14 protein-coding genes are annotated in these 18,662 nt (G+C 61.1%); 7 read left to right on the forward strand and 7 right to left on the reverse strand.

The window, feature by feature from the left end; genetic code table 11:
• Window positions 1-11: 11 nt before the first annotated feature.
• From ACWNZ3_RS00365 to ACWNZ3_RS00395, 7 genes are read right to left on the reverse strand one after another with little or no spacing between them, the layout of a single operon-like run.
• Window positions 12-1,130 (reverse strand): aminotransferase class V-fold PLP-dependent enzyme, encoded by a 1,119-nt coding sequence (locus tag ACWNZ3_RS00365; RefSeq protein WP_496900813.1) that lies wholly within the window; start codon window positions 1,128-1,130, stop codon window positions 12-14.
• 40 nt (window positions 1,131-1,170) lie between these two features.
• The gene (locus ACWNZ3_RS00370; protein WP_496900814.1) at window positions 1,171-1,965 is read right to left on the reverse strand and encodes an ATP-binding cassette domain-containing protein; all 795 of its coding nucleotides are present in this window, start codon (window positions 1,963-1,965) and stop codon (window positions 1,171-1,173) included.
• Entirely contained in the window at window positions 1,962-2,831 is an 870-nt protein-coding gene (locus tag ACWNZ3_RS00375; protein WP_114274009.1) for an ABC transporter ATP-binding protein, read from the reverse strand. The genes ACWNZ3_RS00370 and ACWNZ3_RS00375 overlap by 4 nt, the downstream gene beginning before the upstream one ends.
• A complete protein-coding gene (locus ACWNZ3_RS00380; RefSeq protein WP_269363252.1) occupies window positions 2,828-3,679 on the reverse strand; it encodes an ABC transporter permease in 852 nt (283 codons plus the stop codon). Before ACWNZ3_RS00380 ends, ACWNZ3_RS00375 begins: the two co-directional genes overlap by 4 nt.
• Window positions 3,672-4,682, reverse strand: coding sequence for an ABC transporter permease (locus ACWNZ3_RS00385; RefSeq protein ID WP_496900815.1), 1,011 nt, complete (start codon window positions 4,680-4,682; stop codon window positions 3,672-3,674). Before ACWNZ3_RS00385 ends, ACWNZ3_RS00380 begins: the two co-directional genes overlap by 8 nt.
• Before the next feature lie 58 nt (window positions 4,683-4,740).
• Window positions 4,741-6,267 (reverse strand): ABC transporter substrate-binding protein, encoded by a 1,527-nt coding sequence (locus ACWNZ3_RS00390; protein ID WP_496900816.1) that lies wholly within the window; start codon window positions 6,265-6,267, stop codon window positions 4,741-4,743.
• 25 nt (window positions 6,268-6,292) lie between these two features.
• Window positions 6,293-7,861, reverse strand: a complete 1,569-nt coding sequence (locus ACWNZ3_RS00395) for a phytoene desaturase family protein (RefSeq protein ID WP_496900817.1) — start codon at window positions 7,859-7,861, stop codon at window positions 6,293-6,295.
• Window positions 7,862-7,971: 110 nt separating this feature from the next.
• Here ACWNZ3_RS00395 and ACWNZ3_RS00400 point away from each other — a divergent pair, with 110 nt between their 5' ends.
• From ACWNZ3_RS00400 to ACWNZ3_RS00430, 7 genes are all read left to right on the forward strand, one after another.
• On the forward strand, window positions 7,972-8,763 hold the full coding sequence (locus ACWNZ3_RS00400) for a cyclase family protein (protein ID WP_269363244.1): 792 nt from the start codon (window positions 7,972-7,974) through the stop codon (window positions 8,761-8,763).
• 3 nt (window positions 8,764-8,766) lie between these two features.
• Entirely contained in the window at window positions 8,767-10,329 is a 1,563-nt protein-coding gene (locus ACWNZ3_RS00405) for a phytoene desaturase family protein (RefSeq protein WP_496900818.1), read from the forward strand.
• Complete coding sequence (locus ACWNZ3_RS00410) at window positions 10,326-10,802, forward strand: MarR family winged helix-turn-helix transcriptional regulator (protein ID WP_269363240.1); 477 nt, start codon at window positions 10,326-10,328, stop codon at window positions 10,800-10,802. Before ACWNZ3_RS00405 ends, ACWNZ3_RS00410 begins: the two co-directional genes overlap by 4 nt.
• A gap of 12 nt (window positions 10,803-10,814) precedes the next feature.
• Window positions 10,815-12,965: a thiamine pyrophosphate-dependent enzyme gene (locus tag ACWNZ3_RS00415; protein ID WP_496900819.1), complete on the forward strand. Its 2,151-nt coding sequence runs from the start codon at window positions 10,815-10,817 to the stop codon at window positions 12,963-12,965.
• A complete protein-coding gene (locus ACWNZ3_RS00420) occupies window positions 12,962-14,497 on the forward strand; it encodes an indolepyruvate oxidoreductase subunit beta family protein (RefSeq protein WP_496900820.1) in 1,536 nt (511 codons plus the stop codon). The genes ACWNZ3_RS00415 and ACWNZ3_RS00420 overlap by 4 nt, the downstream gene beginning before the upstream one ends.
• Before the next feature lie 306 nt (window positions 14,498-14,803).
• A complete protein-coding gene (locus tag ACWNZ3_RS00425; RefSeq protein ID WP_269363234.1) occupies window positions 14,804-15,112 on the forward strand; it encodes a hypothetical protein in 309 nt (102 codons plus the stop codon).
• 25 nt (window positions 15,113-15,137) lie between these two features.
• A complete protein-coding gene (locus ACWNZ3_RS00430; RefSeq protein WP_496900821.1) occupies window positions 15,138-18,587 on the forward strand; it encodes a glycosyltransferase in 3,450 nt (1,149 codons plus the stop codon).
• Window positions 18,588-18,662: the final 75 nt, after the last annotated feature.

Below are 18,662 nucleotides of genomic sequence, written 5' to 3' on the forward strand. Positions count from 1 at the left end.
AAATCCCTGTCTCAGATCAACGCTGCAAGCCCTTCGAACAGCCGCTGGACATGCGTTTCATCAGTCACTGTACCGGGTGAAATGCGCAAAATCCGCCCCCTTGCGTCAACATGGACAGACCTGGCGCGCAACCCGTCTACAATGGCGACAGGATCACTTTCACCGGGCAATTGCAACATCACCGATCCGCCCCGGCGGTCCTCGTTTTCCGGGCAGGCAAGGGGCAGACCCGCTTCTTCGGCGCATGCGATCACCTGCCGCGTCAGGCTGCGGTTATGATCCAGCAAACCGGTTTGCCCTGACTGCCATTTCAGCGCGGGAACCGAGCCGACACAGGCCATGACAGAGGGCGTGCCATGTTCGAACCGCCGCGCATCGGGTGCATATTCGAACCCGTCCAGATCCCAGGAGAACGGGTTGTCCTGCGAGAACCAGCCCCGCAATTCGGGCTGACACCGCTCGATCAGATCGCTGCGCATCTGGATGATGCCGGCACCCGGGGTGCCGCAGAGCCATTTGAGGGAGGTCGAAACCACAAAATCCACAGGAGTTTCGGCCAGCGAAAAGGGCAAGATGCCAATGCCTTGCGTCAGATCGACCCCGACAATGGACCCCATGCGCGCGCCATGGGCGCTAAGCGCTGCAAGATCGCAACGATGCGATGCCATAGAGGTGACGAATGTCAGCAGCGCCAGCCCGACGTCGGGCCCCCAGGATGCCATCATGTCTTCGTCCCGGACCCAGAATTCGCCTTGCCTCAGCGGTACGGTCTCAAGCGTGTATCCCAGCCGGTCCGCCATGCCGTTCAGCAGGAAATGCAGCGAAGGAAAGCAATCCGCCCCGACCAACACCCGTCTGCCGCGCAAGACTTCATCGGGCAAACCACCAAGGACTGAGAACAGCCCGGTTGTCACATTCTCTGCCGAAGTCAGCGTTCCCTCCGGCGCATCGATCAGGTCGCGCCAGAGGTCCAGAAATTCGGCGCGTGCGGTCAGCACATTTGGCCATTGTGCATCGTCATGACGGCCCCAATCCTGGGAAAAACCCGTCAGTGCAGCGGCCATATCCTTGGCCTTGCCCGGATATTGTCCGATCGAATGATACAGGAAATAGGCGGGATCAGCGGTCATGTTCAGTCTCTAATAAGTATAATAGGCAGGTTCGGCGTGATTACAGCCACTTCTGGAACGGGTCTGGCAAGGGGATCGCCTGCAACAACTCCTGCGTATAACGCGCCTTGGGCGCAGCGAAAAGCTGTGCCGTTTCTGCTTCTTCGACGATGACACCCTGATGCAGGACAACCACCCGGTTGCACAGACGCCGGATCACGGAGAGATCATGGCTGATGAAAGCCAGCGTCAGACCCAGATCACGCACCAACTCCCCAAGCAGATTCAGGACCTGCGCCTGAGACGATACATCAAGGCCGGAAACAATTTCATCGGCGAGGATGAAATCGGGTTGCAGTGCAATGGCCCGGGCGATGCCGACCCTCTGGCGCTGACCACCGGACAATTCATGCGGATAGCGGCGGGAAAAATGGCGCGGCAGCCCCACCATATCCAATGCTTCGGCCACGCGGCCGGGAACCCCGTCGAACCCATGCAGGAGCAGCGGCCCCGCGATGATCCCGCCCACCCGGCGGCGCGGGTTCAGCGATGACATCGGGTCCTGGAATATCATCTGGAAACGCCGCCGCAGGGGCCGCAGGGCATTTTCGCTCAGATGCGTGATGGTCTGCCCGTCAAAAACAACTTCGCCCGCAGTCGGCTCCAGCAACCGCAGCATGGCACGGCCCAGGGTCGACTTGCCGGATCCCGACCCGCCAACAATACCCAGGACGGCCCCCTTGGGCACATCAAACGTCAGCCCTTTCAGGATCTCGATGCGCCGCGCAGGCCCTAACAACGGCTTTCGGGTCATGTCCGGCAGGGACAGATGCAGATCCTTGATCTGATACATCATCGCGCGCGCCTCGCGTCATGCTGGGCCACTTCGGCCTCCACCCCGTCAATAACCTCCTGCGACACGGGCGTCAGGCTGCCGGTCGGATCGGTATAGGTCGGCGTTGCCGCCAGCAGCGCCGCCGAATAGGGATGGATCGGACGCATGAAGAACCGATGCATCCGCGCTTCCTCCACCACTTTTCCGGCATATAGAACGCTGAGCGTATCACAGACTTTCGACACCACGCCGAGGTCATGGGTCACAAAAAGCAGCGCAGTCCCGTGGCGCGTCTGCATATCCGCGATCAGGCGCAGGATCTGTTTCTGCACCGTCACATCAAGTGCGGTTGTCGGTTCATCGGCAATGATCAGACGCGGTTCCGCGGCAAAGGCCGACGCAATCAGAATGCGCTGCCGCATGCCGCCTGACAGCTCATGCGGGTAATTCCGCATCACGCGCGCGGGGTCGGGGATGTGGACCTCTCCCAACAGCTCCAGCGCGCGGTCCTGCGCATCCTGCTTCGACCAGCCCAGGATATCGACCAGACGGCGTGTGATCTGCGGCCCGATCCGTTTCGACGGGTTCAATGCGGTCAGCGGATCCTGCGGGATCAGCGCCGCCGTGGCCCCGATGCGCCTGCGCCGTTCTGCCGGAGGCAGCGACATCAGGTCGGTACCATCCAGCCATATCTCACCACCCGAAACGCTCAGCGCGCGCGGCAGGGTGCCCAGCACGGCCTTGCCGATCATGGATTTGCCCGCCCCGGATTCACCGACCAGCCCATGCACCTGCCCGGCAGCGACATCCAGCGAGACCGACCGCAGGATCGGGCTGCCGTTCTTCAGCCGGACCGACAGGTTGCGGATCGACAGGAAACTTTTCATCTCAGCACCGGATCAAAGCGGTCTTTCAACCCTTCGCCCAATTGCGAGAAGCTGAGCACCGTCAGGAACAGGGCGATCAGGGGGAAGACCAGCACCCACCACGCCTGATGGACCGATGTGCGCCCCTCTGCGATCATGCCGCCCCATGTCGGGCTGTCGGTAGAGATCGACAGGTTCACGAAGGACAGGATCGCCTCGACGATCACGGCGATCCCCATTTCCAGGGTCAGCAGCACGACGATGGTGGGCAGGACATTCGGCAGGATTTCCGTCAGCATGATGCCAAACCTTTTGCGCCCGGCCACCTGGGCGGAGGCGACATAGTCCATCGCGCCCTGGCTCATTGCTTCGGCGCGGATCACCCGGGCAAAGCGGGTCCAGTCGATCACGACGATGGCAATGATGATCGACCACAGCCCCGGCCCCAGGACCGCAATCAGCAGAATGGCAAAAAGCACCGGCGGAAAGGCCATCCAGATGTCCACGAAACGGCTGATGATCCGGTCCGGCCAGCCGCGGTAATATCCCGCGATCAGGCCCAGCGCCGCGCCGATGATGCAGGTCAGCGTGCCTGCGATCATTGCCACCTCCAGCGCCAGACGCGCACCGTAAAGCATGCGCGACAGCACGTCCCGGCCAAGTGAGTCCGTCCCCAGCCAGAAACCCGGCTCTGTCCCGCTTTCCCAGAATGGCGGCAACCGGCCCAGGAACAGATCCTGCATCAGCGGATCCTTGGGCGCGATCCAGGGTGCGAATACCGCCCCCAGCACCAGCAGGGTCAGCCATCCTCCGGATAACCAAAGCCGCAGACCCACAGGTCGGCGCAGATCTCCGCGGGCGTCACGCATGGCGCAGCCTCGGGTTCAGCACGACATAAAGCATATCGACGGCAAGGTTCACGAGGGTGAACAGCATGGCAAACAGGATCACGATGCCCTGTATCAAAGGCAGATCGCGATTGATCACGGCATCAATCGCCATGTTGCCCAACCCCTCATAGCTGAACAGGCGCTCGATGATCACGGTACCGCCGATCAGAAAGGTGAACTGCACCCCGACCAGCGTCAGCGTCGGCAGGATCGCATTCGGCAATGCTTCGCGGGTGATGACATGGTTTTCGCCATACCCTTTGGTTCTGGCCAGGGTCACGTAGTCCAGATGCATGGTTTCCTTCAGCGATTGCTTGAGCAATTGCGAGACGATTGCAGCCAACGGGATCGCCAGGGCCAGGGCCGGCATGAACATATGCGCGGCAAGGTCGGCCATCACGTCGAAGCGCAGCCGCGCAATGGCCTCGAACAGGTAGAAGTTGGTGGTGAAATCGACATTGAGCGCGGGCGAAATGCGCCCCGATATGTGGAACACCGGCCAGAACACCCCAAACAGCAGGATCAACACGAGCCCCCAGAGGAAATCAGGGATCGAAAGCGCCATTCCGGCAGTCACGTCGACCACGCCTTCGGTCTTGCCGTCGCGGAACCGGGTGCCGATCAATGCCAGCGTCACGCCCATGAGCACCGCCATCAGCAGCGCCATGATGGACAGTTCAAGCGTGGCCGGAAGCCGGTTGAGGACAAGCTGTGAAACCGGCTGGCGCAGGGAGATGGAGGTGCCGAAATCACCCTGCAAAACACCGCTCAGCCAGATCAGGAACTGGTCAAAGATGGATTTGTCGAACCCGTATTGCGCCTGCAATCGCGCAATGTCGGCTTCGGTGGCCCCGGGTGGCAGCATCATCGCGATGGGATTGCCCGGCACCACCCGGATCACGACAAAGACAATCACCGCCACGCCAAACAGCGTGATGGCGGTGGTCAGCAGCCGCAGAAAGATCGTGCGCAGGAGTGTCATAGAAACCCGGAAAAAGGGGTGGGGCCGCGCAGGCGACCCCACCAGTCAGGAAGAAGCCTCAGGCCCGGGTCATCAGATGCGGCAACAGCGCGCCCGACCGATGCGGCGTCACCTTGACGCCCGACACGAAAAGGATCGGCTGAACATATTGCAACAGCGGGATCACCTCGGCGTTTTCGGCAATCATGCGGTCGACTGCCTTCCAGCCTTCGATACGCTTCTCCTCGTCCGCTTCAGCCCAGAGCGGGAGGATCGCGTCGAAAGTTTCCTGGCCGTCCCAGACCGAGTGCGGCGAGGGCCCGAACATGGCATGGCCGGTGGAGGTTGACGGGTCGCCAATCGAATTGCCCCAGTTGTAGAAAGCCGCGGGCGCAAGCGTGTCGGCGGCACGCAACTCGTAGTGTTTGGCGATCTCATAGACCTCGATCTCCGCCTCGATCCCGACACGACGCCAGAGCCCGACAATCGCCTGGATCATCTCGTAATCCTTGGGCTTGAACCCCTTGGTTGTCTGGATCTTGAACTTTACCGGGTTGTCGGGGCCGTAACCGCTGTCAGCCAGCAGCTTCTTTGACAGTTCCGGGTCAAAGGGAACCTTGGTGGTTTCGTCATAGGCGGTGTAATCCGGCGTCTGCAGCGTGTCGATCGGAATGCCATAGCCCGACAGCAAACGGTCAATGATCAGCTTCTTGTCGATGGCATGTGCAGCCGCCTTGCGCACGTTCGGATCGGTCATCACCTCAATGTCATTCAGGAAGATCATGCCGATGTCCGAAATCGGCTCTGCCACGCCATTGATACCGTCCTTGGCCTTAAGCCGGTCGAACTCTTCATAGGGCACTTCAAGCGTCACATGGGAATTGCCGGATTCAATCTCGGCGACGCGGCTGGCCGCATCGGTCACGAACTTGATCGTCACAGACTTGAACTCCGGCGCACCGCCCCAGTAGTTTTCATTGGCCTTCAGCCGGACAAAGGCGTTGCGTTCGAATTTTTCCACCATGTAGGGGCCGGTGCCGATGGGTGCTGCCTCGAACCCTTCTGCGCCCACTTCCTCGTAATATTTCTTGGGCAGGACATAGCCGGTGAGAAAGCTCATCCACTTGAAGAAGGTCGGCTCAAATTCCTTGACGTCCGCCGTCACGCGATTGCCTTCGGCGGTGATGTTATCAACCTTGCCCCAGATGAACTGGATGGGGTTGCCGGTTTCCGGATTTGCAGCCCGTTGCAGCGACCATGCGACATCTTCGGCTGTGAAAGGATCACCGTTGTGCCATGTCACACCCTCGCGCACATCCATCCACAGTTTTGTGTTGTCCTCGTTCCAGCCCCAGTCGGTGATCAGACCGGACCCGAAGGACAGGTCGGGGTTCTGATGGATGAAAACATCGAAAACCGATTGATAGAAACCCTGGATGGTCGGGTTGACCGCAGATGGCCCGACGGTCGGGTCCCAGCTGGGCAGGTTTACGTTATAGGCGATCACCAACTCGTCGATCTCCTGCGCAAAGCTGGGCAGACCGACGGTTGCAAAAGCGGCGGCCGCCGCTGATGTCTTGAGCAGACTTCTTCTTGAAAGTGACATTGTTCTTCCCCTGTTTTTCAATTTTTTAGTTTCCGACAAGTTTTCTGGCCAGAAGGGTGCCGGGTCCCGCTCCTGTGCCGCCACCGGGCCAGACTGCAGCGCCGGTGTGATAAAGATTTCTGATCGGCGTTGTCCCGTCGGCATAACCGCGTGCGGGACGGTTCATGAAATGCTGGTGCAGATGATGGCTGCCACAGACCTGATCGCCCCCCACGAGGTTGGGATTGTCCGCCTCGAACATATCCGGGGTAACCACGTGTTTTCCGATGATGTTTTCACGGGTGCCGGGTGCGTAACGCTCCAGGATATCCAGTGCGCGTTCCGCAAAGGGTTCTGCGGCATCCTGCCAGTTTCTGGCATCAATGGTGCCCGCTGCATCCCCCTTTATCTGGCCGGGGGCCATCCGCACCTGAAGCCAGAGAACATGCTTGCCCGACGGTGCGCGCGATGGGTCCACAACTGTCGGCTGCCCGCAGACGATCACCGGCTCCTCCGGCAATTGCCCAGCCATGGCCTGCGCATAGGTTCGCGCCATCTGGTCCATTGAGGGTGCCAGATGAACATAGGCAAATCGTTTCAATTCGGCGGCGGGCCAGTTCGGCATACTGTCCATGGCCAGGTGGATCATCATCGTGCCCGGCGCATGCTGGAACGTCTTCATCGCGCGTTCGTGGCGGGGGTCGCCCGTGCCACCGGTCAATTTCATCAGGCCGCGCGGCGACAGATTGGCGATCACTGCCTTTTCCGCCCGGACCACCGTGCCATCGGACAGTGTAATCCCGATCGCCCGCCCGGCGACCTGTTCGATGCTGCTGACCGAAGTTCCGCACTGCACCGACCCGCCGCGCGCCTCGATCATCGCGACCATGGCGCTGGTGATCGTATCGGCGCCACCCTGCCCCAGCACCATGCCAAAGGCCTGGCCTGCCATCCCCTCCAGATAGGGAAAGACAGCACCGCCCGCGATGTCGGGTGCAAAGTCCAGATGCATGCCCCAGGCGGCCAAAGTCGCCTTGACGTGATCGCTCTCAAACGTCTGATCCAGCCAGGCCCGAGACGACATCGTGAGGAACCGCGCCAGATCAAGCGATCCTGCCGTGCCGCGACGCCACCATGTCTTGCCCACAAGGGTGCCCAGCGCCCGCAGGTTCATCGGGCTGCCCAACACGCCAAGGATCGCCTCTGCGTCGGCGGGAAAACTTTCGGTCAGCGTCGTCCAAGCCGCCGCATCCGCATCGGAAAACCCGCGTATCCTTGCGGTCGTGAGTGCCGCGTCGCTCGATACGCCAAGCCACCTTCCATCGGGAAACAGACTGGCAAACGGATTGGCTGTGGGTGCAAAGGCCAGCCCGTGCTGCGCCAGTTCCGCGCCGTGTTGCTGGTGAAAGGCCGAGCCGGCGAATAGCGACAGGTTCATCGCCGCCCAATCGTGACGGAAGCCCGGCAAGGTATATTCGCCGGTTTTCACCGCACCCCCCGGTTTGGCGTTCTGTTCGTAGATGGCAACCTTCCAGCCGCGCGACACAAGATGACACGCACAGGCAAGACTATTGTGTCCTGCGCCGATGATAATAGCGTCGGGATTCTGCGTCATGCGCTCAAGGCTCCTTGCATAAGATAATTGCAAACGCATGTAATTTTGTCTAGCATTGATTCATCTACTATAGCGTGAAGCCAAGCACGCAGATCCAGGGAGACGATCAAATGAACGCGACGGATGTTGTAAGCAATCTGGGGGCAATGCTGGCCTCCGGCGGTGTTGAGGTGGTTGATTGCACGGGTGTTCTCGGGCCGAATACCCCGATCCTGCAATTGCCGCCGGATTTTGCCAAGAACACGCCGAAAGTCGAAATTCACAAGATTTCCGAATATGACAGCGACGGCCCGTTCTTTGCATGGAACTGGATGGTTCTGGGCGAGCATACGGGCACCCATTTCGACGCGCCGCACCACTGGATCACCGGCAAGGACCACGCCGACGGATATACCGACAAGCTGGATGTGCAGCGCCTGATCGCACCGGTCAACGTGATCGACTGCTCCAGGGAAGCGGCAGAGAACGAAGACTTCCTCCTGACCGCCGACCACATCAAGGCCTGGGAAAAGGAACACGGAGAGATCAAGGCAGGCGAATGGGTGGTGATGCGCACCGATTGGGATTCGCGCGCCGATGACGAAGCCCGCTTCTTGAACGCGGACGACACCGGGCCGCACAGCCCCGGACCAACACCCGAAGCCATCGAATACCTGCTTGGCAAGAAGATCGTCGGATGGGGCACGCAATGCATCGGCACCGACGCCGGTCAGGCCGGCGGGATGGAACCGCCCTTCCCTGCCCACAACCTGTTGCACCGTGACAATTGCTTTGGCCTCGCATCCCTGGCCAATCTGTCCAAGCTGCCGGCCAAGGGTGCCGTGCTGATCGCTGCCCCGCTCAAGATCGAGAACGGCACAGGCAGCCCCATTCGCGCGCTGGCACTTGTACCCAAGGGTTAAGGGGTGGCGGCGGTCGATCATCTGATCATCGGATCAGGCATCAATGCCCTGGTCGCGGCGGCCATGCTGTCGCGCAAGGGTGACTCCGTGCTGATGATCGAACGCGAGGACAGGATCGGGGGCTGCATGTTCACCTCCGATCAGGTCACGCTGCCGGGGTTCCACCATGATGTAATGGCCGCGACCTTCGTTCTGTTCCTGACCGGCCCCGCGCATGAGGCTTTGGGCAGCGACCTGGCAAGGCACGGGCTTGAGTTTTGTCATACCGCGCACCCCACGGCCGTGCTCAGGCCGGATGGCAGCGCGCTGACCCTGACAATGGACCGCGACAGCAACATCAGAACCTTCAACAGCCGTTGCGCCGGTGACGGTGATCAACATGGCGCGGATGTGCGCGGGGTCGAACAGGACGCAGCCTTCCTTTTTGCCCTTCTGGGTCAGCCGCTCTGGTCCGGGAAAACGGCACTGTTACTGGCAAAACAGGCATGGAAGCGCGGTGTCGGCCCGCTGAAGACATGGTTCGGGGAGGCTCTGGAACCGACGCGCGGCTGGCTTGAGACGCGCTATCAAAGCGCCGATGTGCAGGCGCTTTGGGCGCCCTGGGTGCTGCACGTCGGCCTGACGCCGGAAGCCAGCTACAGCGGTCAGATGACCCGCGTGATTGCATTCGCGCTGGAGGCTGCGGGCGCGCCCGTGGTCAAGGGCGGCGCGGGACAGGCCGCTGCCGCATTTGCGTCTCTGATAAGGGCAAATGGTGGGGAAATCCGCACCGGGGTGGAGGCCGCCAGCATCCTGACAGAGGGCGGCAAAGCCATTGGCGTGCGCACCAGTGAGGGTGAAGAACTGCGGGCCCGCAACGTGATCGCCAGCACCGCACCCGGCCAGCTTTACGACAATCTGCTCAAGGCAGAACCGCTGCCTGAACCGACAAAGAAATTCCGCCACGGGCGGGGCAACTTCCAGCTCCACTATGCGCTCGACGGACCGGTTGAGTGGGAGGCCGAGGGGCTTGAAGATGTCGCGCTGATCCACCTCGCCGACGGAATAGATTCCGTATCCAAATCCAGCAACGAGGCGGAGCGGGGCATGTTGCCCGAAACGCCCACGATCTGTGTCGGGCAACCGCACCGGCTGGACCCGACCCGTTGCCCCGAGGGCAAGGCGATCCTCTGGCTGCAGATCCCCGATGCCCCCCGCGTGATCAAGGGCGATGCGGCGGCAGAGATCGACACCACCCCCGACTGGACCGAGACCATGCGCGAAGCCTATGCCGACCGGATCGAGAACATCCTGAAACGGCACATCCGGAATTGGGATGACATCCGCCTCGCACGCAGGGCCTATTCCCCGGCGGACCTGGAAGGCATGAACATCAACCTCGTCGGCGGCGACCCCTATGGCGGTGCCTGCACGATTGACCAATTCTTTGTCTGGCGCCCCTACGCCACGCAGTCTAACAACGCCACGCCGATCAAGGGGCTTTACCACATCGGTGCATCGACCCATCCCGGGCCGGGCCTGGGTGGCGGTTCGGGCTCCAACATTGCGAAAGGTCTGGGCGCATGAAGCCACAGGATACGGAAAAGGAATCTCTTCGACTGGGCGAAATGGGCCTGGAAAATTTCGCCCCCTATCTGATGAACCGCATTATTGGCCGCTACAATGCCTCGCTGTCCTCGGAAATGGCAGAGCTGGGGCTGACGACGCCGCAGATGCGGTCACTGGCGGTGTTGTCCGTCATCGACGGGATCCTTATTCGCGAACTTGCGGTCTATGCCGTGGTCCAGCAATCGACACTCAGCCGCGCCCTGGACGCGCTGGCCGTGTCCGGTCTGATCCGCCGCGAGACCGACGAGAAAGACAGCCGCGCAACACGGGTGTTCCTGACGGAAGCGGGGCGCGAGGCCTATGACCGGCTGTGGCCCCATATGTCTGCCTCCTACGAGGCGATGTTCAAGGGCATCAGCGCAACTGAACAACGCAACTTTGTCGCCACGCTGCAAACCATGCTGCGCAACATACGGAAACACGACTTTTAAGAGGATACTTCGATGGCTGAACGATCCTTCAAGGCGGAAGTGGAACACCTGCGCAAAGGCAACGGTGACGTGTTCACCGGCGAAGGAATTCTGGCAATCACCAAGGCACTGCTGGAGAACGGTGTTGGATACGTGGGCGGCTATCAGGGCGCACCGATCTCTCACCTGATGGACGTTCTCGCCGATGCCGAAGAGCTGATGGCGGAGTTGGGTGTGCGGTTCGAGGCCAACGCCTCCGAAGCGGCCGCCGCCGCGATGCTCGCCGCCTCCGTCCATTATCCGATCCGTGGCGCCGTGACCTTCAAGGGTCCGGTCGGCGTCAATGTCGCGTCAGATGCGCTGGCCAACCTGTGTTCATCCGGCGTGAACGGCGGCGCGCTGGTGATCGTTGGCGAAGACTATGGCGAAGGCTCCTCGATCATGCAGGAACGGTCGCATGCCTTTGCGATGAAATCGCAGTTCTGGATGCTGGACCCGCGCCCCAACCTTCCCAGCATCACCAAAGCGGTCAAAGACGGCTTCGAGCTGAGCGAGGCATCGAACACCCCCGTGATGCTGATGGTGCGGATCCGGTCCTGCCACGTCACCGGCAGCTTTGCGACAAAGGACAATGTCCCGCCTCCGCTGACGGTGAAACAGGCCATCGCGAACCCGCAATCGGATTTCAACCGCGTCGTCCTGCCGCCGATGAGCTACATGCACGAACAGGACAAGATCAAGAACCGCTGGCCGGCCGCGGAAAAGTTCATTGTGGAAAATCAGCTGAACGAACACTTCGGCCCCAGGGACGCCAAGATCGGCATCGTCGTGCAGGGCGGCATGTACAATGGCCTGATCCGGGCGTTGCAACGCCTTGGGCTGGCCGATCTCTTTGGCCGGACCGAGGTGCCGATCTACTGCCTGAATGTCACATACCCCCTTGTCAGAGACGAATTTGACGATTTTTGCGAAGGCAAGGATCATATTCTGGTTGTCGAGGAAGGGCAGCCCGAACATATCGAACAACACCTTGGTTCGTTTCTTTACAAGGCTGGCCGGCGGCTAAAGCTTTATGGCAAGGACGTATTGCCGATGGCAGGCGAATACACCGGACAGGTGATGCTGGACGGCGTTACCGGCTTCCTGAAAGCCGCGGCGCCCGAGATGTTGCCGGGCAAGGTGCGCGCGCCGAATGCCGAAGAACCCAGGATCCCTGACCTGAGCAAGACTGTGCCGATCCGGCCACCCGGCTTTTGCACCGGCTGTCCCGAACGCCCGATCTTTGCGGGAATGAAGCTGGTCGAACAGGAATTGGGCAAGCACCAGATCACCGGCGATATCGGCTGCCACCTGTTCGGGTCGCTGCCGCCGTTCGAGATCGGCGGCGCGACGATGGGTTACGGGCTTGGTCCGGCCTCAAACGCGGCTTTTGACGGCGGTGGCGAACGCAGGGCAATCTCCATGCTGGGGGACGGAGGGTTCTGGCACAACGGGCTGTCATCCTCGATCGGGAACATGGTGTTCAACAAGTCCGACAATGTGGTCGTGATCGTGGACAATTACTATTCCGCCGCCACCGGCGGCCAGGATGTGCTGTCATCCCGCGCGCACAACGACACGAAAGCCACCAATAACCCGATCTCCGCCGCGCTCAAGGGCGTCGGTGTGGAATGGATCAGGCAGATTGATCATACATATGACGTGGGCAAGGTGCGTGATACCCTGCGCGAGGCGCTGACAACCGACTTCAAAGGTCCGAAGGTGATCGTCGCCTCCTCCGAATGCATGTTGAACAAACAGCGCCGGGAAAAGCCGATCCGGAACAAGGCGATCAAGGATGGACGGCGCGTCGATGTGCCCCGCTTTGGGGTCGACAGCGATGTCTGCACCGGCGATCACGCCTGCATCCGCCTGTCGGGATGTCCTTCGCTGTCATTGAAACGGCTCGACGATCCGCTGCGTGACGATCCGATCGCCCATATCGACCAGACCTGTGTCGGCTGCGGCAATTGCGGAGAGGTGGCAGATGCCGCCGTGCTGTGCCCCTCCTTTTACCGCGCGGATGTTGTGCACAACCCCGGTGGGTTCGAGACCTGGCGGGCCGGGTTGCGCAACCGGGTCATTTCATGGCTTCAGGCCCGGCGTGATGCCAAACGGCTGCGCCTGACCGGAGCACCCACATGAACCTGGTCCTGCCACAGAAATCGCCCGATCCCCGCGTTGGCGACATCATCAAACTTGCCGTGATGGCGGTGGGCGGTCAGGGCGGCGGTGTTTTGACCGGCTGGATCGAGGCTCTGGCCAGATCCCGGGGATATGCCTGTCAGGCCACCTCTGTCGCGGGTGTTGCACAACGCACGGGTGCCACGATCTACTACGTCGAAATGGCAAAAAAGTCCGAATTAGAGCCTGTTTTTGCACTTGCACCGGCGGGTGGTGACGTTGATGTGCTGATCGCTGCGGAAATGATGGAGGTCGGTCGCGCAGTGATGCGCGGTTTTGTCACCCCGGACCGGACGACGCTGATCGGCTCCACCCACCGCGCCCTTGCAGTGTCGGAAAAGATGGCACCCGGCGACGGGATCGCGGACGCGGAGGAAGTGCGCGCCGCAGCCGAAATCGCGGCGCAAAAGCTGATCCTTGCCGACATGGACGGTCTGGCCGTTGCCGAGGGTTCCGTGATTTCCTCCAGCCTGTTCGGCGCGCTTGCGGGGTCCGGGGCGCTGCCCTTCCCGCGAGAAGCCTTTGAGGAGGCCATTCGCGCCAGCGGCAAGGGCGTGGATGCATCGCTCAGGGCCTTTGCCGCCGGTTATGACGCCGCGCAGAACAGCACCGAAGAACCGGTTGCACCTGCAAAGCCCCCCGCGCCCGAACTGACCGGGCCGGACAGCGAAATCGCCCGCTGGAAGGCGCTGTCGGACCGTGCAAACGCGCTGCCCGGGCCGGTGCGGCCGATGGCAGGAAACGGGTTGATGAAGGTCGTTGATTTTCAGGACTGCGCCTATGGCGAAACCTACCTGGATCATCTTGACCGTATCGTTGCCAGGGACAGTGCCGGTCACGATTGGCTGCTCAGCGTGACAGCGGCGAAATACATCGCCAACGCAATGGCATATGACGACATCATCCGGGTGGCCGACCTCAAGACCCGCGCACCGCGCATGGCCCGTATTCAGGCAGAGATGGGTGTGAAAGACGGGCAACTTGTCGAGGTGACGGAATTCTTCCACCCCCGCGCCGAAGAAATTGTCAGCCTGCTACCGGCCACCATGGGCGCGCGATGGGAGGCCAGTCCGAAGCGCATGGCCCTGATGGACCGGCTGTTCAACAAGGGCCGCCGCCTGCGCACACATTCGTTACGGTCTTTTCTGTTGCTGCATTTTCTGGGGGGCCTGAAAGGATATCGCCTGAAGACCCGCCGCTATCAGGTGGAGGTCGCCCATTTACAGCAATGGCTTGAGGCCAGCCTGGCACCACTTGATGACGACTATGCGTTGAGTGTCGAGTTGCTCAGGAACAGACGGCTTGTCAAAGGCTATTCCGATACCCATGCCCGCGGTCTGACAAAGTTTGCCACGGTGATGAACGCGGCGGATCTGTTGCGCGGGCGGAAGGATGCGGCGGAATGGATGGGACGGCTCCGCGAAGCGGCGCTTCAGGACCCGGATGGAAAGGCGCTTGAAGGGGCCATTCAGACCGTGCGCAGCTTTGTCTGACACCCTGCCGGAACAGCGCGTTCCTGCCGGTTTGACCGGGCAATAACCACCGGATCGCATAGGATTGGTGATGGCAATCGACGCTCAGGCAGGCAGGTCGGGTGTCGGCTTTGCGGGTAAACTGCCGTCAATCAGTGCCAGCCAGACCCGGAACAGACCAAAGGCGCGGGACCTTCGCTGCACTGCATGATCACACAGGTGTCGACCGCCAGGATTGCTCCCTGGCCAAGGCCTGACCACTGGACCATCCGAACAAGGATTGGTAACGGTACGGCTACACTGTGTGAATAGCGAGTAACGCCAGCCATGACTTCTCCCCGCCCCGGAACAAAGGCGCATGCGCTTCGCCTCGCCGATGCGGAAACCTCGCTGATGACCCGGCACCGCGAACTGGCGCATATCACCGCCGCCCTGATCGACAAGGAGGCCGAGGTCGAAGCGCAGGCATTGCGTATTCAGAGCCTTGAAGCTGAACTTGCCGAGGCCCGGCAGGCGCTGGGCCGTGCCCAGGGGATCGTGGATTACAACCTCGCGGAACTTCAGTCGATCCGATCCAGTACATCCTGGCGCCTGATGGCTCCGGTCCGGAAGCTGGGGCAGTTGCTTGGCAGATGACCAGCTACAGGCGAGGTCGGGCGGCATGATCAGACTGCCCGCAACCCGTCCGCTGATGGGTGACGTGGCGCTGCTGCAAAGCTCGCCCTATTTCGATGAATTCTGGTATCTCGACCAGTTTCCCGACGCGGTAGACTGTGGCCTGGCCCCCGCAGAACATTACCTTTGGGTCGGTGCGGTCATGGGCCGGGACCCGTCGCCATACTTCAGCGGTCAGTTCTATCTTGAACAGAACCCCGAGGTGGCCGCGGCAAAAATGAACCCCCTGGTGCATTATCTTCGCCATGGGCATGCGGAAGGCCGGCGCGCGCATCCGGATGATGTGGCGCTGCCGATCCCGCAGAACCGGCCCGGTCACGATGTCCTGGGTCCCGCGCCCTGGGGCGATGCGCTGCGGAATTCACCCTTGCAGACCACTTTGCAAGGCGATGGCCCGGCAGAGTTGCCATCACCCGAAGCACGCGCAGTTGCCGGTGCCGTTCTGTCGGGCTGCACCCAGATCCCGACGGTCTCCGTGGTCCTGCCGATCCACGGTCGCGGGTTCTTCCGCGCATTGGATTCAGCATTGGGGCAAAGCGTTGCGCCAGCGGAGATCATTCTGGTCTACAGCGCCGGACAGGACGAAACCCTGACCCAGGTCAGACGCACCTATACCGAGGCCATCAGTTCTGGGTTGCTGCGGATACTCCCGAGCATCGGCACCGGATATGCGCTGGCGTGCAACACGGCGCTGGAAGCCGCGCGTGGCGAGTTGATTGCCTACCTCGACGGTGACTGCCACTGGCGGCAGGATTACCTCAAGCTGATGACAGCCTGGTTTGCCCAGAATGACGATCTGGCCACCGGCTATGCCGGATGGCGCAGGGGAATGATCCGGCCGGGCAAGCCTCAGGCCTGGGGCACACCCTATGACCGGGCCGCGTTGCTGCAGGAACAGACGATCGACCTGAGCACCTATATGCATCGCCGGTCCGTGTCAGACCAATTGGGCGGATTTGACGAGGATCTGGGGTGCTGCGCCGCCTGGGACCTGATCCTGCGGCAGACCGCAGTTTATGCCCCTGGCTACCTTGGTTTTGTCGGCGCTGACGTGGTCCGGGACCTGACCGAAACCGGTTCAGAGCATGCGCGGCATGATACACAGGCCCGGCACCGTCAGGATCGCTGGCGTCATGGGCTGGAAGCGCCCCGGATTGCCTATGTGCTTTGGGACTGGCCCGCATTGAGCCAGAGCTTTGTCATGGCCGAGCTCGAATGGCTTGTTTCGCGTGGCTTTGACGTTGAGGTTTTCTTCAAGATCGCGCCGGATCGCGCGGCAGAGGTGCCCTTTGACATCAAGCAGCATCAGGTAGAGACGCCCGAAGAACTTGCCAAGCTTTTGATCCTGCGCGACCGGACGCTGGTGCATTGCCATTTCGCCTATCCCGCGATGACCCTGCTGACCTGGCCAGCCTGCCAGTTGGCTGGGATCCCCTTCACGTTTTTCGGTCATGCGGTAGATATTTTCCTGCACAACAACATCGCCGTGAACCGGATCGCGGAGATCATGAACGATCCGCTGTGCCTGAAACTGTTTGTGCATGGCGACTATCACCGAAAGCATCTTGAGACGCAGGACATCCCGGTCGAAAAGCTCGCCTATGCATTTCAAAGTGCCAATCTGGATCTGTTCCGGGGCATTCCGGACAAGCCGGCGCCGGTCAGGGGTGCAGTGGCGCGCGGCGTTTTCATCGGCCGCTTTACCGAGAAAAAGGGCATCGAAACCCTGATTGAAGCGGCGGCACTGCTGCGCGATGAAGCGGTCGCATTCGACGTTTATGGCTATGGGCCGCTTTGGGGCATCATCCATGAACAGGCGAAATCGCTGGGTGTCGACAACATCACCTTTCACGGCCCCCTGGACGGTCGCTATGCGGTACGTGACATCCTTCGGGATTGTGACTTCTGTATTGTGCCCTCCATCGTGGCGGACACCGGCGATACCGAAGGTTTCCCCACTGTCGTCATGGAAGCGATGGCCGCGCGCAGGCCGGTTGTCACCACTGCGGTTTCTGCCATGCAGGATTATCTGACTGACGGGATTCACGCCCATATTGCCGCGCCCCGTGATCCGCAGGCGCTTGCCAATGCGGTGCGACGCATGTTGCACCAGCCCGCGGTGAATCGCCGCGCAATGCTGCAGAATGGCGCTGATTTCCTGCGCGACCATGTCGGAACCGACAGGACCATGCAGACCTATTGCGATACCTGGTATCGCGCGACGCTGGATATCGTGCTGGTCACCTACAACACGCCTGAGCACGACGATTTCGAGCAGACCATCGAGATCATCCGGCGCATCCGCTCATATACCACCACGCCCTACCGTCTGGTGGTGATCGACAACGGATCAGACCGGGCCTTCCGCGCGGCTTTGACACAGCTGGCCCGGCAGATGCCCAACATGCGGTTGCATTTCCTGGACCGGAACCGGTTTGTCGGTCCCGCGACCAACATCGCCCTCGCCGGGTCCGATGCGGTCTATACGATTTACCTTTGCTCGAAAGAAGGTTTTGTCGCCCGGCACGGGTGGGAACGGCCGCTGATCGACCATATGCGCCAGCATCCTGATGTCAGCCTGGGTGGCAACCTGTGCCACCTGCCGCCGCATACGCTGGGCAGGGAGATTGTCCAACATCCCGCTTTCCCCAGCTTCAGAAACCCGGAATTTGCCAAAAGCCATCCCGACCGCCCGTTTCAGCACGTCCAGGGTGGCGCCTTTATCCTGCGCCGGGATGTTGTTGATCGTGAAACCGGCTTTTCGTCCAGCCTGCCCCAGGCCAGCACCGATGTTGAATTCAGCTATTTTCTTGAAAGCCGTGGTCACAAGCTGACCAATATTCCCCAGGTGTCATCCCTGACGGTCAAGACACTGCCAAGGCTGGATGCGGTACTGGACGAGGCCACTGCCGTCGCCCATCCCGTTTTGCCGCATGACACATACCAGTTGGATCGGATGCAGATCCCGACAACGACAAGGTGCAACCTTTGCCAGGGATGGGATTGCATTCAGGACGACGGGCGTTGCAGCCATTGCAAGAGCTCGGGCATGGATCGGAAACTCTACCAGTTCCTGGCGCATGACTGGCGCGCACACCGGGGCAACAAGGCACTGCTTGTCGATTGCGTTGCCTCCCTGGTCGATGCGCTTGGCACCAGTATGTTCGATCCGACTGCAACCAGTTGGCAGGACCTGCCTCAATCCGAGAGTTTCACGCTGATCTGTCTGGGCAGCGAACCCGGCCACGACATGGCAAAACGACTGTTGGCGCGCCTTGAACCCGGCGGCCTGATGGTCTGGCCCGAGGGGTCGGGCGCCGCGCCTGCTGCATTGGTCAACACAACGCCCGGCCTCCGCGCAGGCATTGCGCAGCGCGTCTCAAGAGCGTTGCGCAGCGACAGCAGAAGGTTGTTCTGGGTCGCCCGGAACGGCTGACCTGCGGCGCCTGACGAAGTCCATGAAACATCACGTAACGCGTTGAAATTTCTGATTTCAGGCAGCGTTATGCGA

The organism is Sulfitobacter sp. IGS-18 (assembly GCF_059628195.1).